Below are 22,563 nucleotides of genomic sequence, written 5' to 3'. Positions count from 1 at the left end.
AAATCTTCCTATCATTCAGGATGGTACTACAAAGATCTTTGTAGCTCAGTATGACGAAGAAGATGGTGAGGCCTTTGCATATGCAGTTTTTTCACTTACTGTTGAAAATGGAAAGTTTGCAACAGTTGATGAGGCATATATTGTTGACAGTATAGATGAAATATAACTTCATAAAACATACTTTATTGTAAACGGACGCAGACGAATTGAAAGTGTAGATATAGCTCTGTTCACTCTGATATTTTTCAATGTGATAAATTGGACATAAAACACCCACAAAAGACTTGTTTCATACTTATTCAGAACACAAGTCTTTTGTGGGTTTATTTATATCCATTTATCATCATTTCAAAATAAATCATTCACATCACTATACCTACACTTTCAGTTCGTCTGCTGTGCTTGCAAAAAATTAAGTCTTTATATGAGTAGTAAGCTATGATACATTTATGGTTTTTGCTAAAAGCACAGTAGTTTGTCATACTATTCATGTATCCTCCTCCTTTGTATTTAGTCCAAGAAATATCATATTTGTATGAGTATGAGAAGGATATCCTCCGTATAAAATGCCACAATGAAAATTGCCTGTGTCGGAACCTGGCGACCAAATGCAGCTCTTTAAATGAGTTGATAGATTTGTGGAACACTAGATGTGAGCAATCGTTGAATATCCAATTGAAATCATTAAATGATTAAGCTATATTTATTAGGGAGTTTATAGAAATTTTATACGAATAATCGTTTGTAAACATAATGAAAAACGAGTGGATATAGAATTTGACAAGTGTGTGGAGGAGAAAGACAATGCTTGACAGACAGACAGGGGAACTGACTGGGTATCCATCAATTGATAAGCCATGGCTTAAGTACTACAGTGAAGAAGCTATAAATGCGAAGCTTCCTGAGTGTACGATTTTTGAGTACATGTATGAGAACAACAAAAACTATCCAAAGGATATCGCCATAAACTACATGGGGCGGAAGATTACATATGGCGAGCTCTTTGAAAACATAGATAAGACGGCGGCAGCTTTTCTGAAGGCTGGTGTCAAAGAAAAAGAGATTGTTACAGTTGCCCTTCCTAGTATTCCAGAAGCGCTTTACTGTGTGTATGCTCTTAATAAGATAGGCGCCGTAGCAAATATGATCCACCCGCTGGCGGGAACAGAAGAGACTCTTTATTATTTTAATGAGGTTAAGGGTAGGATTGCTGTAATCTTTGATGGTGCATTCGATGCCATTTCTAGTGAAATAGCAAAATCTACAGTTGAAAAGGTTATTGTTGTATCACCTGGGGATTCCCTTCCGCTACATTTGAAAGCTGCATATAATCTGAAGGTTAAAAAGCCCAAACTAGACGGAAAAGTTTTTCAAAGCTGGAAGAACTTTATAAAAGAGGGGATTGGGACAGAAGTAAGAGAAGTCAAAAAAGACTGCCATGAGATGGCTATTATTTCTCATACAGGCGGAACGACTGGAACTCCAAAGGGAGTAATGTGCTCGGATTATAGTTTGAATGCTCTTATGTACCAGATTGTATGCGGATTTGAGCATGACCGTAATGGATGTTCTCTTGTGGTTTTGCCACCGTTTGTCAATTATAGTCTTGTAGAAGGAACACTTGCTATGCTCAGCATAGGTTATAAGTGTGTTCTTTTACCGAAGTATGACGCTGATAGATTTGCAAGTTATGTAAACAAGTATAAGCCAACCGTAGTCCTTTCAATTCCAGCGTATTGGATGGCAGCATTGGATAAAAATGAACGCGCCGATATGTCATGCTTTGAGCATATATACTACGGTGGAGAGGGCATGACAGAAGAAAAAGAAGATGAGATAAACCGTTACTTGTTAAGTTGCGGTTCCAAAACAAAACTTTGTAAGGGCCTGGGCTCCACAGAACTTATGGCTGCTGCGTCTCAATCTTTTCCTGAGTGTAATCCATTGGGAAGTGTGGGAATTCCTCTGGTTAAAATCAATTGTCGTGTTGAAGATCCAGAGACAGGAAAAGAACTGCCTTATGGAAAAGAGGGGGAACTATGTTTCAATGGGCCTACAATGATGTTGGGGTATTTCAACAATCAGGAGGCCACTGACAGCGTCGTTAGAATACATTCTGATGGTGATAGATGGCTTCATACGGGAGACTTGGGATATATTGACTCTGATGGAATCATATACGTTACCGGCAGAATTAAACGAATCATAATGACAAAAGGTCGTGATGGTCAGGTAACAAAGATGTTCCCTGACCGAATAGAGAAAGTAATAGATGCGCTTGAAACGGTGGAGTTATGTTGCGTAGTTGGGGTTCCAGATAAAAACCGTATATATTACCCTAAGGCATTTGTTCTGCTTGGAGAAAAGGCCGATAAAGGCAAAGCGAAAAAAGAGATCCAGGAAGCTTGTGTACAAAATTTACCCGAATATATGGTACCAGAAGAACTAGAATTTGTTGATGATCTGCCACGGACCCCAAGAGGAAAAGTGGACTACCGAGCCCTGGAAAAAGAGGCTATGTAACCTAAAATGCCTATTTAGGAGTAGCGACTAGAACATGAATGTTTTACGAGATCTGAGATCATTCATTTATATGTTATCTCTGCCAAAACCAGACTATGAGATATACTGCCGCGAAAAGCGATTGGAACGCTACCATACCTATGGAGGACATGTCGAACATCTGCAACTACATTCGTTTGCACATCATATACTGGTGCAACTTATGAGAGCAGAGATGAGGCTGACAGGTCGACGACTGCATGTAGTCAGAGATGACAGAAAAAAGACATCACGTCCTATTATTTTCTGTCCTACTCATATAGGTGGTGTAGATATTGAAATGTCTTTTCTTGCAATAAAGAGTCCATGCTGGATTGTGCTTGGAGATCCACATGAGCTGTACAAGGACATCAATGGTATGATGCTCAGAATGAATGGCTGGATACCACTTGATGTGATGCATAAGGAAGACAGAAGAGCCGCTAAAGCCCAGATGATCGCTCTGCTTAAAAAAGGCGGGAATCTGCTGCTGTTTCCAGAAGGTGTCCAGAATATCAGTGCCAATGCACTTGTAGGGCACCTGTACGCTGGGGCCGTTGAACTGGCAATTACCTGTGGCGCAGAAATTGTACCGATGGCTATATGTAGGAAGGACGATGACTACTATATTGCCCTGGGAGAGAATATAAGCTACGAAGGTCATACGATCGAAGATAGATTTGCTCTTACAGGTGAACTTAGAAACTGCATGGCTTCGTTAAAGTGGGATATTATTGAGCGGTTTCCGATGCTATCTCGTAGAGATGTATCAGGGTCAGCATATGACGATTTCATAAGCAGTATACTTTCATTGAATGCGGAATACTCACTTACTGTAGAAGATATACAGGAAGAAGCGTTTCATCCAAAAGATATAACAGATCCATCTGATGTATTTTCTCATCAGAATTTACTTGTTCCTAATTTGAATAATGCATTTTTGTTTGACAAAAGAGCTTTTGTCTATAACAGCTAAAACCAAAATTAAATGGATTTTAGAAGAAAACATTGTTCGGTCATGTTGGGGGACATAAGATGTTCGAGTCACTGAAATCATTTATTTACATGCTTTCGCTAGATCAGAAAGCTTGTGAAGAATATTGTCGCAGACAGCGCATTGAAAGATTCAGAGAAGGCGAGGACGGGGTAAAAAGAATCCCGCTTCATTCCGTTGCACACCGCATACTTATGCCACTTCTGTGGTGTGATCAGTATATTGCTGGAAAGAGACTGACGGTTATTAACGATGCCCGTACAAAAACAAAAAAGCCAATCATATTCTGTGCGACTCATATTGGTGGAGCTGATGCAGAGATGTCTCTTTTAACAATCCATGATCCATGCTGGGTGGTTGTTGGTGACCCAAGGGAACTATACAAAAACTTTGATGGAGCGCTACTTGAGATAAATGGGGCGATAATGCTTGATACACAGTACAAAGAGGATCGAAAAGCAGCCAAAGCAAGGATGGCTGATCTGCTTAAGAAGGGAGGCAATCTCCTGATATATCCTGAGGGGGCGCAGGATGTAAGCCCCAATGCTCTTCTGAATCATCTGTATGCTGGAGCTGTTGAGCTTGCAATAACCTGTGGTGCTGACATTGTTCCTATTGCATTACATCGGGATAAAAACAAGTATTATGCAAATGTAGGCGCCAACATCAGCTACGAGGGATGCGACTATGCTGAAAGATATAAGCTGACAAGCGAACTCAGGGATAGAATGGCAACCCTTAAGTGGGAGATAATCGAAGCTTTACCAAGTGTAAACAGGCAAGATGTCAAGGACACGGCATATGATGACTTCCTGCATGATGTATTTGCTATGGATGCCTCATACACTTGGACTATGGATGACGTGAAGGCAAGTATGTTCAAGCCGGAGGGCTTTGTTGATGCGGATGATGTGTATTCATTCATGGACAGGATCCAGCCAAACATCAATAATGCTTTCTTGTTTGGGAAATAGATATTTTTGTTGACAGATAGGGCACTTACGAATTTATAGCTTACGATTTATAGCTTACTACTCATATAAAGTATACATTAAACAACAAATAATAGTATAATATTAATCGCTTTAATATTATACAAAGGGGGTTATGTATGAAACGTATTCTAAAAGGTTCTATTTCAGTTCTACTTGCATTAGCGCTTGTTCTTACGGCTAATGTAACTGCAGTTACTTCAAAAGCAACGAATGTGGTTGCTGAGGTAAAATCAATTGCCGATGTTCCTGCTGATCTTTCCGGCAAGACAGTAATTCTCCACACTAACGATGTACATGGAGCAGTTGGACGTTATCCTTACATTGCATCTGTTAAGGAAAATTTCCAAAAAAGAGGGGCAGAAGTTCTCCTTGTTGATGCCGGAGATTATATACAGGGAACGCCTTATGTCAATATGTCAAAAGGCGCAGACGCTATTACTGTTATGAATGCTGCCGGTTATGATTTTGCTACAATAGGAAACCACGAGTTTGACTATGGCTTAGATCAGCTTAAGGCAGATATAAAGATTGCTAAGTTTAAGACTATCTGTGCCAATGTATTGGATGAAAATGGCAATTCAATCTTCGTACCAAATGCAATGTATACTACTAAGTCAGGTATGAAACTTGGCTTCTTTGGAGTGGTTACTCCTGAGACACAGACTAAGTCAAATCCTGTTTATGTAAAGGGGCTTACATTCCTTTCAAAGGATGCGCTCTATGCATGTGGCCAGGCCCAGGTAAATGAGCTCAAGGCACAGGGGGCAGACCTTGTTATATGTCTTACACATCTTGGCGTTGATCTGGAAGCTGCAAGAGAAGGCAATAGCAGTGATATTTTCTATGAAAAGACAAAGGGTATTGATGTTGTTATCGATGGTCACTCGCATACAGTAATGTCGGCAGCAAACACTGTTGATCCTGTTACATCTACAGGTACAAAACTCCAGACTCTTGGTGTTGTTATGATAGACAATGCAAGTAAGTCTGTAGAAGACAGTTATCTTCTTAACTATGACAAACTTCAGCCGGAAGTAGTTACAAATGCAGTTGCTACAGATATTATTAAGAAAATTGATAATGAGTACAATGTAGCATTTGCAACGAGTGAAGTTGATCTCAATGGTAATAAGGCACCAGGCAACAGAACAGAAGAAACAAACATGGGAAATCTTGTATCAGATGCTATCCTTTGGACAATTCTTAAGAATGAAGGTTCAGTATCAGTTGATCCTGCACATGTCATCGCACTTACAAATGGTGGTGGTTTAAGAGCTCCTATTAGTGCCGGCAATGTTTCAAAGAAGGATGTGAATGCAGTTCTTCCGTTCGGAAATACAGTAACTGTAGTATATGTTACAGGAGAACAGCTCCTTGAAGCGTTAGAAGCTTCAACATTCTGCACACCAGAGCCTGTTGGAGGTTTCCCTCAGACTAGTGGAATTAAATTTACGATCAATACAACCAAGTCCTTTGCAGCAGGTCCTATTTATCCAGACTCAACTTATCACAAGCCAAGCAGCATAAACAGAGTAACAATTGAGAGTATAAATGGACAGCCATTCTCCAAGACAGATACATATGCTGTTGTAACAAACAACTTCATTTCTGTAGGTGGAGATACATATTATTGCTTCAGTAGTTCAGGAACAAGCTTTGATACTGGAATTCCGGTTGATGAGGCACTTATTGATTATATCAAGACTGAGCTTCATGGTGTTATCGGAAGTTCATATGCTTCTCCAAGAGGTGATATTACAATAATTAAATAAGTTTTATATTAGAGATCATGACTCCGTCAGCTTTTTAAAAGGCTGGCGGAGTTTTTTTTGAAATAATAGTTGTTGACAAATGGGGGAAGGGGTTTTATATTAAACATATGAACAATTATTCATATGATCATTGAAGTTAAAATCAATTCATTTTTATAGATATTCGAAAGGAGGCGCATTGTGGCAGTTACAGATGTAGAGTGTTGTGAAGAACACCATGTACATATTCATGTCACCAATAAAGCCAAGAGAAAAATGCCAGACGAGGATGAATTATATGATCTGGCTGAGCTTTTTAAGGTTTTTGGCGATTCTACCAGAATAAAGATATTGTTTGCCTTGTTTGAAGAAGAGATGTGCGTTTGTGATATTGCAGATACTCTTAATATGACACAATCTGCCATATCCCATCAGCTTAGGATTCTTAAGCAGAGTAAGCTCGTTGGAAACAGACGTGAAGGTAAGTCGGTTATATATTTTCTTGCCGATGATCATGTGAGAACAATTATCGATCAGGGACTTAATCATATTGAGGAATGATTGAAAATAATAAGCCAAATGGCGAAAGGGGTTAAATTATGAAGAAAACATATAAATGTGAAGTTGATTGTGCAAACTGCGCAGCAAAGATGGAAGATGCAGTTAAAAAGATTGATGGAGTAGTAAATGCCAGAGTTAATTTTATGACTCAGAAATTCATGCTTGAAGCTGCAGATGATGTATATGAAAAGGTTCTTGATGAAGCAATCAAAGCCTGTAAGAAAGTTGAGCCTGATTGTGAGATTGAGACCGCTTAAGGGTATAAGGAGTCATAGCAATATGGCTCCATTTTTTTAATAAGAGTTTTTCTTTAGAAATGGCAGGTAGTGATTATGACAAAAAAACAAAAGAAGACCAGAAACAGAATACTAATAGTGCTTGCTCTTTTTATTATATTGCTTATTGCTGATAAGACAGGACTTTTGGATAACATTCCTGAGATCATCATATTTTTTGTTTATCTGATCCCATATATTATCATCGGATATGATGTTATCAGAAAAGCCTTTATAAATATCAGTCATGGCCAGGTTTTTGACGAGAATTTCCTTATGATGATCGCAACATTCGGTGCATTTGGAATCAGAGAGTACTCAGAAGCTTTGGCAGTTATGCTCTTTTACCAGGTAGGTGAGCTTTTCCAGAGTGTTGCTGTAGGCAAGTCAAGACAATCTATCACAGATATGATGAGTATTGCGCCTGAGTATGCTGTGATCGTCAGGGAAGATGGACAGACTGATGAAGTTGATCCGGAAGAAGTTAGTGTTGGAGATACACTCCTTATAAAAGCAGGTGAAAAGATCCCTGTTGATGCCATTGTCTTAGAGGGAGAGTCCTTCATTGATACTGCAGCACTTACAGGTGAATCAGTGCCGAGAAAAGTCGTAGTGGGTGACGAAATCATAAGCGGCTGTGTTAACGGCGAGGGGGTACTTAAAGTTCAGGCAACAAAGGCTTACGAAGATTCAACCGTTGCCAAAATCCTGGAGCTTGTTGAGAATGCGAGCAATAAAAAGTCAAGAATGGAGAACTTTATAACAAGATTTGCCCGCTATTATACGCCTGTAGTAACAATAGGTGCAGTGATTCTTGCAATTCTTCCGCCTATTCTCGGACAGATGGCTTTTTCAGACAGCATAAGAAGAGCCTGCGTATTCCTTATTGTTTCATGTCCTTGTGCTTTAGTTATTTCTGTTCCTCTTGGCTTTTTTGGAGGAATTGGTGCAGCATCTAAGATTGGAGTACTTGTTAAGGGAAGTAATTTCCTTGAAGCTGCTTCTCTCATAGACAGAGTTGTTTTCGATAAGACAGGAACACTGACTCTTGGAGAATTTAAAGTTGCAAGCGTAAATCCTTTTAACGGTGTATCAGAGGATGAGCTTTTAAAGATTGCTGCGATTGGTGAGAGCGTTTCTAATCATCCAATCGCCAGGTCAATCCTTGCTGCATATAAAGAGAAATTTTCAGGCGCTACAATTGACGCATCAAATGCCAATGCAAAAGAAATTGCAGGACATGGAATATCAGCAGTTTATGAAGGAAAGGAACTGCTTCTTGGAAATGCAAAGCTTTTAGAAGATAAAAAAATACCGTTTATGGCTCCAAATGAATATGGAACTGTAGTATATGCCTCTCTCGGAGGAAAGTTCATTGGTTCTATCGTAATATCTGACGTTATTAAGCCTGAGGCAAAAGAAGCTATTATGGCAATGAAGAAGGTCGGAGTTAAGAAAACGATCATGCTGACAGGAGATAGAAAGTATACAGCAGATTATGTTGCTGCTCAGGTTGGAATCGATGAGATACACTCAGAGCTTTTACCTGCTGACAAGGTCGACAGGGTTGAAAAAATGCTTGATGAAGCGGATAATAAAAGTAATTTAGCCTTCGTTGGAGATGGTATCAATGATGCTCCTGTTCTTATGCGAGCAGATGTTGGTATTGCAATGGGCTCTCTTGGAAGTGATGCAGCGATTGAAGCAGCTGATATTGTTATAATGGACGATGATATCCGCAAGATTTCATCAGTCATAAAGATTGCACGCAAGACCATCAGAATTGTAAAAGAAAACATTGTTTTTGCTTTATTTGTAAAAGTGTTGATACTTATCCTTGGAGCCCTTGGAATTGCTTCCATGTGGCTGGCTGTTTTTGGAGATGTAGGAGTTGCAGTGCTTGCAATCCTCAACTCTATGAGGGCTATGAAAATAGATAAGTGAGGTAATTAAATATATGGCGAGAGCAGGACTTGACGTTGGAGAACTTCTAGTGAAGCTGATGACCAGGGAAACCGGGGAGATCAGCAAGGTTGATTATGCTCCTCAAAAACCGGAATTCATAAATTCATCGGTTTTGGGTGAACAGTTCCTTGTAAGAAAAACACCAGAATCTCAAGGTTTGAGTTCTGCTTTTTTTACGGAACTTATAAGATTCCTATCTGAGAACAAAGAGTGCAATATGCATAAGCTCATGTTCGTAAGGCACGGATTCGTTGTAGCGGAATGTGCTTTTGAACCATATGAGATGGATATCTGGCATGTTTCATATTCCATGTGCAAAAGTATTGTTGGAATGGCGATAGGCCTTTTGGTTGAAGATGGAAAGCTAAGTACTGACGATAAACTCAATGATATATTCAGCACAAGGATGGGACCTCTTGGATTTCTTAAAAAGAATGTAACTGTAGAAAATCTCCTTAATATGTCGAGCGGTGTTGAATTTAATGAGGCTGGTTCAATTAGTGGCAATGACTGGAGAAAAGAGTTTTTAAGCTCAGGCTTTAAATTTGAGCCCGGAACAGCTTTTGAGTACAATAGCATGAATACCTATATGCTATCGGCTATTGTAACCGAAATTACAGGGAAATCACTTTTTGAGTTCTGTAAGGAAAGAATATTTGAGCCAATGGGCATAAAGAGAGTTTTTTGGGAAAGCTGTCCTCAAAGCATAACAAAAGGTGGCTGGGGACTTTTTATGCGTACTGAAGACATGGCAAAACTCGGAGTTATGTATCTTCAAAAGGGTAAGTGGAACGGCCAGCAGATAATTCCTGAAAAGTGGGTGGAAAGGTCAACTGCCTGGCAAATAGAAACAGGCAAAGATGACAATGAGCACTATGGATATCAGCTCTGGATAAATGATGACAGACCAGGTTCCTATGCCTTTAACGGAATGCTTGGGCAGAACGTATTTGTATATCCTGATCTTGATATGGTTGTTGTGACTAATGCCGGAAACAGCGATGTTTTCCAGACAAGTCTCATGGCCGTTACAATTAGAAACCATATGAAAGAACTTACTGATGTTTCTGATCATCCGCTTCCGGAAAACTTTGCAGCTTTGTCTGAACTTAAGGCAATTTGCAGATCAGTCAGCGGAAGAACGGTAGATTTTCCGCAGATCTTAAATGGTGGCTACAAGAGAAAAAGTATCGCTATGACAAAGGGCCGCCCTAAAAAGACTGAAGTTTTGGTGAATTCAAAGAGGGGAGCATTTAAACCATCTCTTTATTCCTATAACAATGTCAGCGAAAATATCCTGATAGACAGATGGCTTTCAAAGCTTGATGGGAAAACCTATGACCTTGATATCAAAGGTATTGGTCTGTTTCCTTTGATGATGCAGATAGTTCACAACAATTTTACTGATGGTATCCATAAGATTGGTTTCAGGAAGGGAAACAATAATTCTTTTTATATTGAAGTTTATGAGGGTGAAACCATATTTAGCTTAAGGTGCGGATTTGGCGGTCGCAGATATAAAAGTGTAATTAACATGCATGGTGAGAAGTATATCGTATCTCTTTCTTCTGCATGTAAAAGAGATGAATATAACAGACTGGTTCTTAGGAATGAGATCTATTTTCTTGAGGAAGCATGCACCAGAGTTATGAATATTTACTTTGAAGATGATGCTGTAGACAGGGTGGACAGGAAGGGAACCTTTATACATCCATCAGTTCCGGGCTCTATTGAGATAAGGTTTCATGAAATTCCTGGCACTGATATGCTTATGACAACCCTTGATAATCTGGCTCCTGATACCTTTGGCGGAATGACAGGTATGATCTATAGCAGATTTTTAAAGGGCGGTATGAAGGGAATCCTCAATGAGGCCGTAAAGACAACAATGCAGCCCGTTGTTAAGGGGACTTTGTGCAGCTTTTTACCTGATACCGAATAAAGGCGTTATATGCTATACTTTATCTAGTGTTTGAAAAAGAAAGTAAGAGGTGACAAAACTATGAGTTATGAAAAATTATTAGCTTGCAAAGAAGCTGTTAGAAAGAAGACAGATTTTGTTCCGGATGTAGCACTTGTACTTGGCTCTGGACTTGGCGGATTTGCAGATAATATAAAGATTGAAACAGAGATTGAATATAAAGATATTCCGGGATTCCCTGTTTCTACAGTTCCCGGACATGCAGGTAAGTTCATTTTTGGCTATCTTGGAGATGTTAAGATCGTATGCATGAAGGGACGTGTTCACTTTTATGAGGGATACGATGTTCATGATGTTGTTCTTCCTGCAAGACTTATGGGGCTTCTTGGAGCAAAGATCCTGTTCCTGACAAATGCTGCAGGCGGCCTTGGAGAAGGCTTTAATGCAGGTGATCTGATGCTTATTACAGATCATGTTTCTATGTTTGCTCCTAATCCGCTTATCGGACCTAATCTTGATGAGCTCGGAGCAAGATTCCCTGATATGTCTGAAGTTTACAAAAAGGACCTTCAGGATATCATCAGAAATACAGCAAAAGAAAATGGCATAGAGCTTAAAGAGGGCGTATATTGCCAGCTTACAGGTCCTTCATATGAATCACCTGCAGAGATCAGACTTCTTCAGAAGCTTGGAATATCGGCAGTTGGTATGAGCACTGTCAATGAAGCAATCGCAGCTAATCATATGGGCCTTAAGGTATGTGGCGTATCCTGCATCAGCAATCTTGCTGCAGGACTTTCAGAGACTCCTCTTTCACACAAGGAAGTTCAGGAAGCAGCTGACAAGGCAGCTCCTTTATTTACAAAACTAGTTACAGAATCAATCAAAAAATTCAAGTAATATAAAGGAAAACACATACATCTATGGAGAGCATAATTTTTTTATCTGTCCTTGTAGGCATATCACTGATTGCTTATCTGCTAGGACTTAGAGACAGTAAAAGAGCTGAAAAAACTCTATTAACCAGATTAAAAAAGAACTTTGGAGAAGCACCAAAACGAAACTACAAACAAGATGACCTTGATCATCTGCAAGGGTATTATAAAAATCACTCAGCAGATTATCAGATTGATGATACTACCTGGAATGACCTTAATATGGATGGTGTATTTGCCAGGATGAATTACTGCCTTAGCGCTACAGGAGAGGAGTACCTTTACCATATGCTAAGGACACCTCTTCTTGATGATGATTTTGATTCTTTGGAAAAAAAGGTTTCTTTTTTACAGAAAAATGAAGATGCAAGGATCAGCCTTCAACTTATTTTTTCTAAGATTGGCAGAAACATAAGGTATTCAATTTATGATTACATTGATTATCTCAAAGATGCCGGTAAATTCAGCAATAGAGAGCATTATTTGATGCTTGTTCTGATGGCGCTCTCTATATGTGTTTGTTTTTTCAATTTTTCTATTGGATTTGTAGCTTTTGTTGTACTTGTAGTTATAAATCTTATTAGATATTTTGCCGTAAAGGGTGATATTGAGCCATATCTTGCTTCATACAGGTATATTTTAAGAGTTATCAGATCAGTATCATTTTTTGAAAAGGTGAATATTCCGGAACTTGAAGATGACATTTCAGCACTCAAAAAAGCGGCTTCAGAATTAAAGGGCTTTTCAAAAGGCTCATATATCCTCATGTCACAGAGCAGGATGAATTCAGGCGGCAACCCGGCTGAACTTCTTCTTGATTACATAAGGATTGCTACCCATATTGATCTTATTAAGTTCAATCAGATGTATAAAGAGATAAGCCTTCACAGAGATGATCTTGATACGATCCTTACTATTACAGGCAGAATCGAAGCATACATATCAATTGCCTGTTTTAGGGAGTCTTTTAATGGTAGTTTTTGCATTCCTGCATTTGAAGGTGATCTCTATGATGCAAAAGAACTGATTCATCCGCTTATTCAGAATGCTGTAGCCAATGATATAAGCACAAAAGAAGGAATACTTATTACGGGATCAAACGCATCTGGTAAGTCCACTTTTCTTAAAACCTGCGCAATAAACACTGTTTTGGCTCAGTCTATACATACGGTTCTCGGAAAAGAGTATAAGGCTCCTCTTTTTGAGGTTTATTCATCCATGGCGCTTAATGACAATATTTTTGAAGGCGACAGCTACTATATCGTAGAGATTAAGTCAATCAAGAGAATTCTTGATGCTGCGGCAAAATCAGGCAACAGAGTTCTTTGTTTTGTAGATGAAGTGCTTAGAGGTACTAATACAATTGAAAGAATTGCAGCATCAACCGAGATTCTGAAAACTTTTGTAAAAAGAAATGTGACCTGCTTTGCAGCTACTCATGATATAGAGCTTACATCTTTATTGAAGGACAGCCTTGGCATTTATCATTTTGAGGGCGATGTAACTGACAATGATGTTCATTTTGATTACAAGATGAAGTCAGGACCTGCTACAAATAGAAATGCTATTAAACTTCTTGGAGTATTAGGATACGATGAGAAAATCGTTGATAATGCGCAGGCTCTTGCAGATAAGTTTTTAGCTACAGGAAACTGGAACTGATTTTATTTTTTGAATTTAGAGGTAATAAATTGAAAGTTGAATTATATTCAGATGGGTCTGCCAGGGGAAACCCGGATGGACCCGGAGGATTTGGAACAATACTAAGGTACGTAGATACCAAAGGCGCTATCCATGTAAAAGAGCTCAGCGCCGGATTTGACAAGACCACAAATAATCGAATGGAACTTTTGGGCGTAATATCAGGGCTTGAATGCCTTAATAGACCCTGTGATGTAGTTGTTACTTCGGATTCACAGTACGTACTTAAGCCTTTTACAGATCATTGGCTTGACAACTGGATTAAAAAAGGCTGGAAAACCTCCGGTAATAAACCGGTTAAAAATGTAGAACTTTGGAAGAGACTTCTAGAGGCAACAAAGCCTCACAATATAACCTGGAACTGGGTTAAGGGGCATAATGGACATCCGGAGAATGAGAGATGTGATGAGCTTGCAACCACGGCTGCAGATCAGCCCAAAGACCTTTTGAGGCATGATGACGGTGGTGATCTTAGATGATTTACTATATTGCAGATTGCCATTTTTATCACGCTGCGCTCAATACCAAGATGGACAAGCGTGGCTTTACAGATGTAACCGAAATGAATGAATACATGATAAAAAAATGGAATGACAAGGTTACAAATGCGGACACTGTTGTTATTTTAGGTGATTTGTCACTTGGAAATGTTCAGGAGACCAATGAACTTATTCACAGACTAAAAGGAAAGCTTTGCCTTATTGTTGGGAACCATGATAAATATATCGGAAAACCTGACTTTGACTTGGGGAGATTTGAATGGATAGATAATTACAGAGAGATTACAGATTCTCAAAAGAAAGTAATCTGTTGTCATTATCCAATGCCATTTTATGAAGGCCAGTACAGAAAGCGTCATAATGGGGATCCTAAGACTTACATGATGTATGGCCATGTGCATGAAACGAGAGATGAAATGCTCATGCAGAGGATCATAGAGATGATAAGAAATACATCATATGTTCCTATCGGGAGTGAAACAGAAGGGTTCATTCCCTGTAACATGATCAATTGTTTTTGCAAAAGATCCGATTACACACCACTAACTTTGACAGAATGGATCAGGTATGAAAAAGGGGAGAAACAAATTTAACTGCATTATAGCTTCTTTTGCTATAGTGTGTTGTCTTACAGGTTGTCTGCCGGGATATAATTCCGCAGATGTTTTGATAGTTGATGCAAAAGCCTGGGTAAATGGGGCAAGCTACCTTATTACTCATAAGGCTTTTGCTTTTCTTTATGATATCGATCATATATCAGTCTTTAGTTTTACATCAAAGAACCCTCTGCTTAATGTTTGCAGAGGGAAGTACTTTTATAAGTTTAAGTCTCACAACTTATATGTAAATAATGATGATGGAAAAGTATATACAGATGAGCTCTTGCCTTACGCAAACAGCTGTTTTGAAGATCTGTTTAGAAATAGTCTTGAGCTGTCTGACTCTGAAAAGCTTGTCGTAGACTATGATCCGTACTATGAAATTCAGACTACAAGCTATATTAGAAATAGTGGCTCTTTTTCCAAGAAAAATTCAGGTAGTACAGATTATCATGTAAAGGCATTTCCTGCTGAATATACAAAGGCAAGTGTAGATAATTACATTTACTCAGAATATCCTTATCGTGGAGAGATTGATGGGTGCCACATCATTACTGAAAAATCTTGTGAAGATCTTCCGGAGATCATATCTCTTAAGGAATATGCAACGAATTTTAAAGATAGTGATAATTCGATGATCTATTGTCCTGATGGATATATGAAGGTGAATGTTTTAGGCTTCGGTGATGATGGGTACATGGATATTTCTGCGGAAATATATAAAAAGGAATCAATTGTTTTCGATGATAAGGTGAAAATTGAGTTTTTTAATGAGTTTTCTCAGCATTATTCCTATGTTCGATCAGTTGACGATTATGAGCTTTTGGAATCTGATTACTATCCGGCTAATAGAGATTTCAGAGTGACCTTTTCGAGTACTGATCCGGGACAGATATGTTCCATACATGTAAACGGTGATGAGCCCTATGATATATATCTGGCCGATGCGCCTTATAAAAAGGTGAAAGTAAAGAAGGTTTTGACTAATGGCGCTGTTTACTCTGCAAAATATGAGACAAAAAAGTATGATGATAACTGGACAAAGCTGATAACATCTTCGCAAAGAGAGAAGAGTATTCATGAAGAGGGCCACCTACAATCCCAAAAAGATACAATGTTTTCCAATGATGCAGGGTATACTTTAAATTTATATAAATGGTAATTTTGAATTTTAAATTCTTATATTTAGTGCTTTGGAGAATATAAAAAAAGTCCTCACACCATAATGCCAGTGTGCGGACTTTTTTATTGCATGTTATTTGAAATGATCACTCGCCGAATACTGCAAGGTAGTCTTTCTGGAACTTCTCAATTCCTGCATCTGTAAGAGGATGATGAGTCATCTGCTCGATAACCTTGTAAGGAACTGTTGCAATGTCAGCACCTGCAAGAGCGCAGTCTGTTACATGCATAGGATGACGGATAGAAGCAGCGATGATCTCTGTCTGAATGTTGTGGATGTTGAATATCTCTGCAACTTCTGAAATGAGGTCTGTTCCACGAACGCTGATGTCATCAAGTCTTCCAAGGAATGGGCTTACAAATGCAGCGCCTGCTCTTGCGCAAAGAAGAGCCTGGTTAGCTGTGAAGATAAGTGTCATATTTACCTTGATTCCTTCGCTTGAAAGAACCTTACATGCCTTAAGACCTTCAACAGTCATAGGAATCTTAACAACCATGTTCTTGTGAAGTTTTGCAATTTCTCTGCCTTCCGCAATCATGCCTTCAGCATCTGTAGTTGTTGCCTTAACTTCTCCGCTAATAGGACCGTCAACGATAGAAGCAATCTCTTTTACAACTTCATATACATCGCGACCTTCTTTTGCTATAAGTGAAGGGTTAGTTGTAACTCCGCAGATAACCCCCATGTCATTAGCTTTTTTGATTTCTTCAATGTTTGCTGTGTCAATAAAGAATTTCATACCTGTAACTCCTTCAAAAATAAAATAGTTTTTATACACCTAAATTATTTTATCACGATTTGTTATATAAAAATGTCTTTTTCTTGCTCATTTTCTATCATTTTGTGCTTGCTGAATTATTTTTTGGTGGCATCTGTAAGACATAGATTAAGTAATTGTGGACGATACTTCGAATTGTTTCACACAATTTACACAATTAAAACACTTATTTTTCAACATAAGTTTCCATAATAATAATAGATAGTATGCAATTTAATGCATTTTATTTTGCATATGTGGGATGAAAGGTTATGTGTTTATGAAAAGCAGGTTTTTAAAGGCATGTTTATGCCTTGTTTTAAGTTTTAGTTTATTGGGAAGTAACATTGTTACTTATGCCGAGGATACTAATGAGACATTTAGCGTAAATGATATTGATGAAGAGGATTCGACTGATGAAGAAAATGAAGATGAGTCCACAAATGAAAATAAAGATGAATTAAATGATGAATCCAAGGGAAAAAATGAGGCTGATCAAATAGATGAATCCAAAGATGAAAAAGAGGGTGATATAGTAGATGAATCCAAGGATGAAACAAAGACTGATCTGGGAGATGAGTCTGAAGTTGAATCTAAGGATGCTTCAAAAGATGATGAAGTAAAGCTCACAGAGAGCAAGACTTTAACTACTAAAACAGTAGATATTACATCTTTGTTTGCTGATTATTTAGATGAAGAAATGATTTCTGAAAGTAAGGTTTCGAGTTCTGAAATTCATGTAAACAATAAATCCATATTCGATTATGTAGATATTACAGTAAATGGTAATGCTGTAACAGGAGACAAACCTGAGATTAAACTTGGAGATACGATAGAATTCAAATATTATCTGCAATCTGAAATTGGAGTAAATATTGCAGAAGAAGATTATGAGTTAGATCAAAAAGATATACCATATGTAAAAAATGGTAATGAATTTAGCATAGCATTTGATCCAAACGGACTTGAAATTCCAACCAGTGAGATTATAATTTCTGCTGATGATGAAGATGGTGTAAGCCAGGAATTTGCCAAGGTAAGTTTTTCTGATAATTCAATCATAGTAAAAATTTCCGACAATACAGAAGACAGGATTGTAAAAAATGCCTGTTTTTCCTGGTCTGCCAGTCTTGATGCAAATAATGAAAGCATAAAGGACAGCGAAGAGTATTCATTTACAATCGATGGAACAGAATATTCACTTATCATTGCTAATAACAAAAAAGTTCCTCCAACTATTACTAAAAGTGGAGAATATGACAAAAATGATAATGTGATCAAGTGGACTGTTAATATAAAAAATGATGACATTAATCCTGCAATTTATGAAGACGGTTATGATTTCAAAGATACATTTTCTGAAGGTCAGTCTTTGGTCGATGGCTCTTTTAAAGTTAATGATTCTAAAGCAGATAACCTCAGCTACGATAGCGATAACAGGGAATTAAGCTATCATATAGATGCTTCTTTAACATTAAATAATACTACTATTACTTATCAGACAAAGCCTGAGACTGATTTTATGCAGGAATCCTTTAAGGATAATAAAGGCGGTGCTGTCGAGAAAACATTTACAAATACTGCTAAATTGTTGAATGGTGAAGAAATAATAGCTTCAGCTGAGGGACAGTGCATTGTTTCACAAAGCTTTAAACAGTGGATCACTAAAAATGGAACAAAAATGGATTCCAATGGTGTTACAGAATGGACAGTTACCATAAATACTAATGGCTATAATCTGAACAACTTAAAAATGTTTGATAAGTTCAGTAATTCAAATATATTAAAGCTTGTTGATGATTCAATTTCTGTTACTGGTTTGGATGGCGATAATTATGAGATTATTACAAATGATAGTTCTTGCAATGTAAGAATTGATTTTGGTGATGTTTCAGGTGTTTCACAAATCGTAGTTAAATATAAGACAAAGATTGATAATTATAAGAAGTTTTTAAAGACTAATAATGCTATTCCAAGTAACAGTGTTTGGTTATCTTATGATTTGCCCGATGGTGAAGGGAGTATTTCCCTTAAACCTGTAACAGTGCAGGTTAGTGCTGAAAACATCAGTCTTTCAAAGGCTGGCATTGCAAAATCAGTAAAACTAAATGGATATGATGAAAAAACTCATCAGATAACATGGCATGTTATTGCTAATCCTAACAAACAGGAAATTGTTAATGCAAGTATTGAAGAAATGCCTGATTCAAATCAGAAAATAGTTGCGATTAAAAATGCTACTGATAGTGTCTTTGAAGATATGGAATTTCCTGATGGAATAGAAAAACGTATACTTGATTTAGGCGACAATCTAAATGGTAAATCGCTTGAATTTGATGTTGTTACTCAAATAGTAAACAATGAAGTCTGGTCTAAAAATGTCATAAATGAAGGCTATTCAAACAAAGTAAAATTATTTGAAGAAAATGATCAAATTGCAGACGATACTGCAATATATAGAATCACAAAAACTTTTGTCACCAAGTCAGCTACAGATTTTGATTATTCAGACCACACAATTACTTATACTATAACGCTAAACAAAAGTAATATTGCCATTAGGGATGTTATTGCTACAGACGATTTGAAAAGCGCAGGCCTTGAGTTTGTTAATGATGGATCACTTAAGGTAAATGGTGTTAAACATTCACAATATGAATATAATGATGGAATTCTTAAAATATATGGAATAGATTTTTCTGAGGACGATTCTGATAAAATTATATCTTTCAAAGCGAAGGTTGCTGACGACACAATTAATTCAATTGATAATGGCGCCTCTATTTCAATAAAAAATGTTGTAAATGTTACAACAGCTGATAATCCTAATGGACAGCTTGCTTCAGTGGAAACTAAGGGAATTATTAATAAAATACTTAGTAAAAAAGGCACTTTTGACGAAGCTTCAGGTCTTGCAAAATATACAGTACAGATTAATGGAATGCAGCAAAAGTTGCCATCAGGCACGACAATCGAAGATACATTGGGTGCAAGCCTGGAGTTGGATACTGATTCAGTAAAGCTTTATGAAGCTACAATTAATTCTGATGGAACTTTTGTGAATACTGGTATAGAGTACGCTGATAAGACAATAAAAACAGAGATTAAGAATAATAAAACTATACTATCAGTAAGGCTTAACTCTGAGACAAATAAAGCATTTATTTTAGAATATGCCGCCAGTCCTGAATATAAGGAGTATAAAGATTATTCAAACTCTGTAAGAATGGTTGGCTATAAAGAAAGCGAAAATAAAGTTGCATCAGCTAGTTTTAGTATTAATGTTTCAAGTAGTGCTTCAAGTGAGAGTTTAAGGAGATTTATACTTAAGGTATATGATGAGGAGACAAATAAACCACTCTCAGGCGTATCATTTGATGTTCTTAAAAGTAATGATAAAAACTCTGAAAAGATCATATCTTTGACAACAAAGTCAAATGGTGAAGCAAGGGCTATAAATAAGCTTGTACCAGGAAAGACATATTATCTTGTGCAGACAACATCTCCGGATGGTTATGTGTATGATGGTCAGATAACTCCTATTACAATAGATGGTAAAAAATATGAATATCCGGTACCGCTGAATCAAAAGACAACAAAAGTAAGATTTAATCTTATCGATAATGAAGGAGTAGGTCTTAAGAATGGAAAACTTACTCTTAAGAGACTTTCAAATCCTCAAAAAGGACTAGAAGAAAAGACTATTTATGACGGCTATGTAACGGATGGTAAGTTTGTAGATATTGATGTTAATTATGATACTGTATATAAGCTGTCAGAAATAGCAGTACCATTCGGCTACAGCGTTTTGGATTCTCAAAAAAATGTTGAATTTAAAGTTGTAGAAGTAAATGGCAAAGATATATTGAAGTTGAAAGAATCTGATGGTGATTTTAGTGAGGGATCTGAAGAAAAGGATGTAACAATCATTAATGCTCCTAAGGATACATATTCTTTTAGCGTTAGAAATATTTCATATGACCAGGAAAAAAGGCTTATTGGATCAAAATTCTATATTACAGAAATGGATGATGATACCAGGTTAAAGGAATGGACAACAATAGATAGCGATGAGATAGTTGCACTTCCTGAAGGAAAATACGTTTTGGTACAGTCAGATGTTCCGATTGGTTATATAAAGTCTAATCCTATTGCCTTTGTCGTTGAGATCTCAAATGATGGTGATTCATTTGAACTGAAGATCAAAGATTTAGATGAGGCTGAAAACCAGTTAGTTTCTTTTGATGATGAGAATAATCTTCTTATCATTAAAAATGAAGTAGATGCAGGTGTTGTAAAAAACGTTGAAGTTGTTAATTTAGATACTGAAGGAAACAGGCTCTTGGGAGCAAAGGTGACTATCTCTTCAGGAGAACGAAACGGGATTAAATGTGTGACAGCTACAGATCTTGTCCCAAATAATGCTGAAAAGAGCAGTGTGAGTTTAAACTACCAGACTGTTTATACTCTTGAACAGGATGAAGTTCCTATAGGTTATGAAAAGGCAAAAACAGTTGAATTTAAGTTGAATAACGATGGCGATGTTGTTTATAAACAGATGGATGGATCTTATGAAAAGAAAAATGACCAGCCTGTAGTTGAAATAGTCAATGATAAAATAACTGTTGAGCCGGAAAAACCCGTAAATAATGACACAGATCCTGAACAACCCTCATTCGGAGATAAACCTGCACAAACACAGCCTTCATTAGGAGATAAACCTGAAAAAACGCAGCCCTCATCTGGAGATAAACCTGCCAAAACGCAGCCTGAGAATAAAGGAAATAAGAATCAGGATGGTAAGAATCAGGGAGATAAGAAACCGGAAAAATCTGGTGATAAAAAGGGAAATGACCCCAAACCTGAAAAAGGTAATAATGATATATTTGAACCAATTCAGGATGTTCATCCAAAAGAAATAAAAGATGAATATGAGCATAGCGATTTATCTGAAAATAATGACGAAGTTGTAGGTGATTTTTCAAATAAAATTTCAAAAGAGACAGTTTCAGATAATAACATTGACAGTGCTTTTGATAATGATACAAATAATATTCAGGGTGACGTTAACAATGTAAGGAGACTTGCTAAAACCGGAGGTTTTATCGGTACTTTATTTAGCTATGCATTTGGTATTGCCTTCCTTCTTGGAGGTTTGTATTTAATATTTGGTAAGAAAAATGAGAAAAAATAATTTTAGAAAACTGTCAGGGATTACCCTGGCAGTTTTTGGAGTCATACTAATATCTGCATCAGTAGCAACGAATCTTCTTCAGTATTCAAAAAAGCAGGAGATAATAGCAGCTTTTGATAATACTCCAGGGTTTGAAGATATAAAAGAAGAATTAAATATTCCGGTTCAAAGCGAGCAGGAAGATAAAGAATCAGATAATAGTAATACTTCTGACGTTTTGGCAGAATATATTTTAGAGATACCCTGTATAGATTCCTTGGAGCCAGTTGTTGAGGGCACAGACAAAAATGCATTATCTGCAGCGCTTGGTCATGAAATTGATACTGCTTTACCGGGGGAAGTTGGTAACTGCGTAATTGCAGGTCACAGGAATTATACTTTTGGTAAGTATTTTAACAGATTAAATGAAGTGGAAATTGGTGATATGATCTATATTCATACACCAACTGAAAAGTACAGCTATAAAGTATCCGAAATCAAAACAGTAAAGCCTGAAGAAGTGGAAATCCTCGAAAATACAGAAAATGAAATACTGACTCTTTACACTTGTACACCAATCTATATAGCAACGCACAGGTTGGTAGTTATAGCAGAAAGAGTATTATAAGCACTTCCCACATAGGAACAATTAACCTATATGGGAAGTTATTTTATTATAAGAAAACTTTAATAAGTGTATAATTTGTTTGGT

Annotated in this window: 16 protein-coding genes; 15 read left to right on the top strand and 1 reads right to left on the bottom strand. The window is 37.3% G+C overall.

What is annotated here, in order from left to right; all coding sequences use genetic code 11:
• Positions 1-804: 804 nt before the first annotated feature.
• The 13 genes from G585_RS0109220 (at position 805) to G585_RS0109160 (ending at position 15,900) form a co-directional block, all read left to right on the top strand.
• Positions 805-2,523, top strand: a complete 1,719-nt coding sequence (locus G585_RS0109220; RefSeq protein WP_022774536.1) for a class I adenylate-forming enzyme family protein — start codon at positions 805-807, stop codon at positions 2,521-2,523.
• A 202-nt stretch (positions 2,524-2,725) separates the two neighbouring features.
• A complete protein-coding gene (locus tag G585_RS0109215; protein WP_196802904.1) occupies positions 2,726-3,517 on the top strand; it encodes a lysophospholipid acyltransferase family protein in 792 nt (263 codons plus the stop codon).
• Between the two features lie 59 nt (positions 3,518-3,576).
• Positions 3,577-4,509, top strand: a complete 933-nt coding sequence (locus G585_RS0109210) for a lysophospholipid acyltransferase family protein (RefSeq protein WP_022774533.1) — start codon at positions 3,577-3,579, stop codon at positions 4,507-4,509.
• Between the two features lie 137 nt (positions 4,510-4,646).
• On the top strand, positions 4,647-6,302 hold the full coding sequence (locus G585_RS0109205; protein WP_022774532.1) for a bifunctional metallophosphatase/5'-nucleotidase: 1,656 nt from the start codon (positions 4,647-4,649) through the stop codon (positions 6,300-6,302).
• Positions 6,303-6,482: 180 nt separating this feature from the next.
• Positions 6,483-6,842: an ArsR/SmtB family transcription factor gene (locus tag G585_RS0109200; protein WP_022774531.1), complete on the top strand. Its 360-nt coding sequence runs from the start codon at positions 6,483-6,485 to the stop codon at positions 6,840-6,842.
• Positions 6,843-6,880: 38 nt separating this feature from the next.
• The gene (locus G585_RS0109195; protein ID WP_022774529.1) at positions 6,881-7,099 is read left to right on the top strand and encodes a cation transporter; all 219 of its coding nucleotides are present in this window, start codon (positions 6,881-6,883) and stop codon (positions 7,097-7,099) included.
• Positions 7,100-7,174: 75 nt separating this feature from the next.
• The gene (locus G585_RS0109190) at positions 7,175-9,061 is read left to right on the top strand and encodes a heavy metal translocating P-type ATPase (RefSeq protein WP_022774528.1); all 1,887 of its coding nucleotides are present in this window, start codon (positions 7,175-7,177) and stop codon (positions 9,059-9,061) included.
• 13 nt (positions 9,062-9,074) lie between these two features.
• Entirely contained in the window at positions 9,075-11,024 is a 1,950-nt protein-coding gene (locus tag G585_RS18935; protein WP_022774526.1) for a serine hydrolase domain-containing protein, read from the top strand.
• 60 nt (positions 11,025-11,084) lie between these two features.
• Positions 11,085-11,903, top strand: a complete 819-nt coding sequence (locus G585_RS0109180) for a purine-nucleoside phosphorylase (protein WP_022774525.1) — start codon at positions 11,085-11,087, stop codon at positions 11,901-11,903.
• Positions 11,904-11,926: 23 nt separating this feature from the next.
• Positions 11,927-13,600 (top strand): MutS-related protein, encoded by a 1,674-nt coding sequence (locus tag G585_RS0109175; protein ID WP_022774523.1) that lies wholly within the window; start codon positions 11,927-11,929, stop codon positions 13,598-13,600.
• Positions 13,601-13,629: 29 nt separating this feature from the next.
• A complete protein-coding gene (gene rnhA, locus G585_RS0109170; RefSeq protein ID WP_022774522.1) occupies positions 13,630-14,118 on the top strand; it encodes a ribonuclease HI in 489 nt (162 codons plus the stop codon).
• On the top strand, positions 14,115-14,732 hold the full coding sequence (locus tag G585_RS0109165; protein WP_022774520.1) for a metallophosphoesterase: 618 nt from the start codon (positions 14,115-14,117) through the stop codon (positions 14,730-14,732). Before rnhA ends, G585_RS0109165 begins: the two co-directional genes overlap by 4 nt.
• Complete coding sequence (locus G585_RS0109160; protein WP_022774519.1) at positions 14,707-15,900, top strand: hypothetical protein; 1,194 nt, start codon at positions 14,707-14,709, stop codon at positions 15,898-15,900. The genes G585_RS0109165 and G585_RS0109160 overlap by 26 nt, the downstream gene beginning before the upstream one ends.
• Before the next feature lie 106 nt (positions 15,901-16,006).
• Here G585_RS0109160 and fsa read toward each other — a convergent pair whose 3' ends face one another.
• Entirely contained in the window at positions 16,007-16,660 is a 654-nt protein-coding gene (gene fsa, locus G585_RS0109155) for a fructose-6-phosphate aldolase (RefSeq protein ID WP_022774517.1), read from the bottom strand.
• A gap of 298 nt (positions 16,661-16,958) precedes the next feature.
• Here fsa and G585_RS0109150 point away from each other — a divergent pair, with 298 nt between their 5' ends.
• On the top strand, positions 16,959-21,872 hold the full coding sequence (locus tag G585_RS0109150; protein WP_022774516.1) for a SpaA isopeptide-forming pilin-related protein: 4,914 nt from the start codon (positions 16,959-16,961) through the stop codon (positions 21,870-21,872).
• Positions 21,847-22,479 (top strand): sortase, encoded by a 633-nt coding sequence (locus tag G585_RS0109145; RefSeq protein ID WP_155827791.1) that lies wholly within the window; start codon positions 21,847-21,849, stop codon positions 22,477-22,479. Before G585_RS0109150 ends, G585_RS0109145 begins: the two co-directional genes overlap by 26 nt.
• Positions 22,480-22,563: the final 84 nt, after the last annotated feature.

This window comes from Butyrivibrio sp. AE2015 (assembly GCF_000420825.1).
Lineage (GTDB): Bacteria > Bacillota > Clostridia > Lachnospirales > Lachnospiraceae > Butyrivibrio.
The sequence above is the reverse complement of the archived record's forward strand: the minus strand, read 5'-3'. Positions and strand labels throughout refer to the sequence as shown.

Excerpts from the sequence above, each read along its gene's own strand:
- fsa (WP_022774517.1), bottom strand. The coding sequence starts at position 16,660 with ATGAAATTCTTTATTGACACAGCAAACATTGAAGAAATCAAAAAAGCT.
- G585_RS0109215 (WP_196802904.1), top strand. The coding sequence starts at position 2,726 with ATGAGAGCAGAGATGAGGCTGACAGGTCGACGACTGCATGTAGTCAGA.
- G585_RS0109220 (WP_022774536.1), top strand. The coding sequence starts at position 805 with ATGCTTGACAGACAGACAGGGGAACTGACTGGGTATCCATCAATTGAT.
- G585_RS18935 (WP_022774526.1), top strand. The coding sequence starts at position 9,075 with ATGGCGAGAGCAGGACTTGACGTTGGAGAACTTCTAGTGAAGCTGATG.
- G585_RS0109175 (WP_022774523.1), top strand. The coding sequence starts at position 11,927 with ATGGAGAGCATAATTTTTTTATCTGTCCTTGTAGGCATATCACTGATT.
- G585_RS0109205 (WP_022774532.1), top strand. The coding sequence starts at position 4,647 with ATGAAACGTATTCTAAAAGGTTCTATTTCAGTTCTACTTGCATTAGCG.
- G585_RS0109150 (WP_022774516.1), top strand. The coding sequence starts at position 16,959 with ATGAAAAGCAGGTTTTTAAAGGCATGTTTATGCCTTGTTTTAAGTTTT.
- G585_RS0109165 (WP_022774520.1), top strand. The coding sequence starts at position 14,115 with ATGATTTACTATATTGCAGATTGCCATTTTTATCACGCTGCGCTCAAT.
- G585_RS0109180 (WP_022774525.1), top strand. The coding sequence starts at position 11,085 with ATGAGTTATGAAAAATTATTAGCTTGCAAAGAAGCTGTTAGAAAGAAG.
- G585_RS0109195 (WP_022774529.1), top strand. The coding sequence starts at position 6,881 with ATGAAGAAAACATATAAATGTGAAGTTGATTGTGCAAACTGCGCAGCA.
- G585_RS0109210 (WP_022774533.1), top strand. The coding sequence starts at position 3,577 with ATGTTCGAGTCACTGAAATCATTTATTTACATGCTTTCGCTAGATCAG.
- G585_RS0109190 (WP_022774528.1), top strand. The coding sequence starts at position 7,175 with ATGACAAAAAAACAAAAGAAGACCAGAAACAGAATACTAATAGTGCTT.
- G585_RS0109160 (WP_022774519.1), top strand. The coding sequence starts at position 14,707 with ATGAAAAAGGGGAGAAACAAATTTAACTGCATTATAGCTTCTTTTGCT.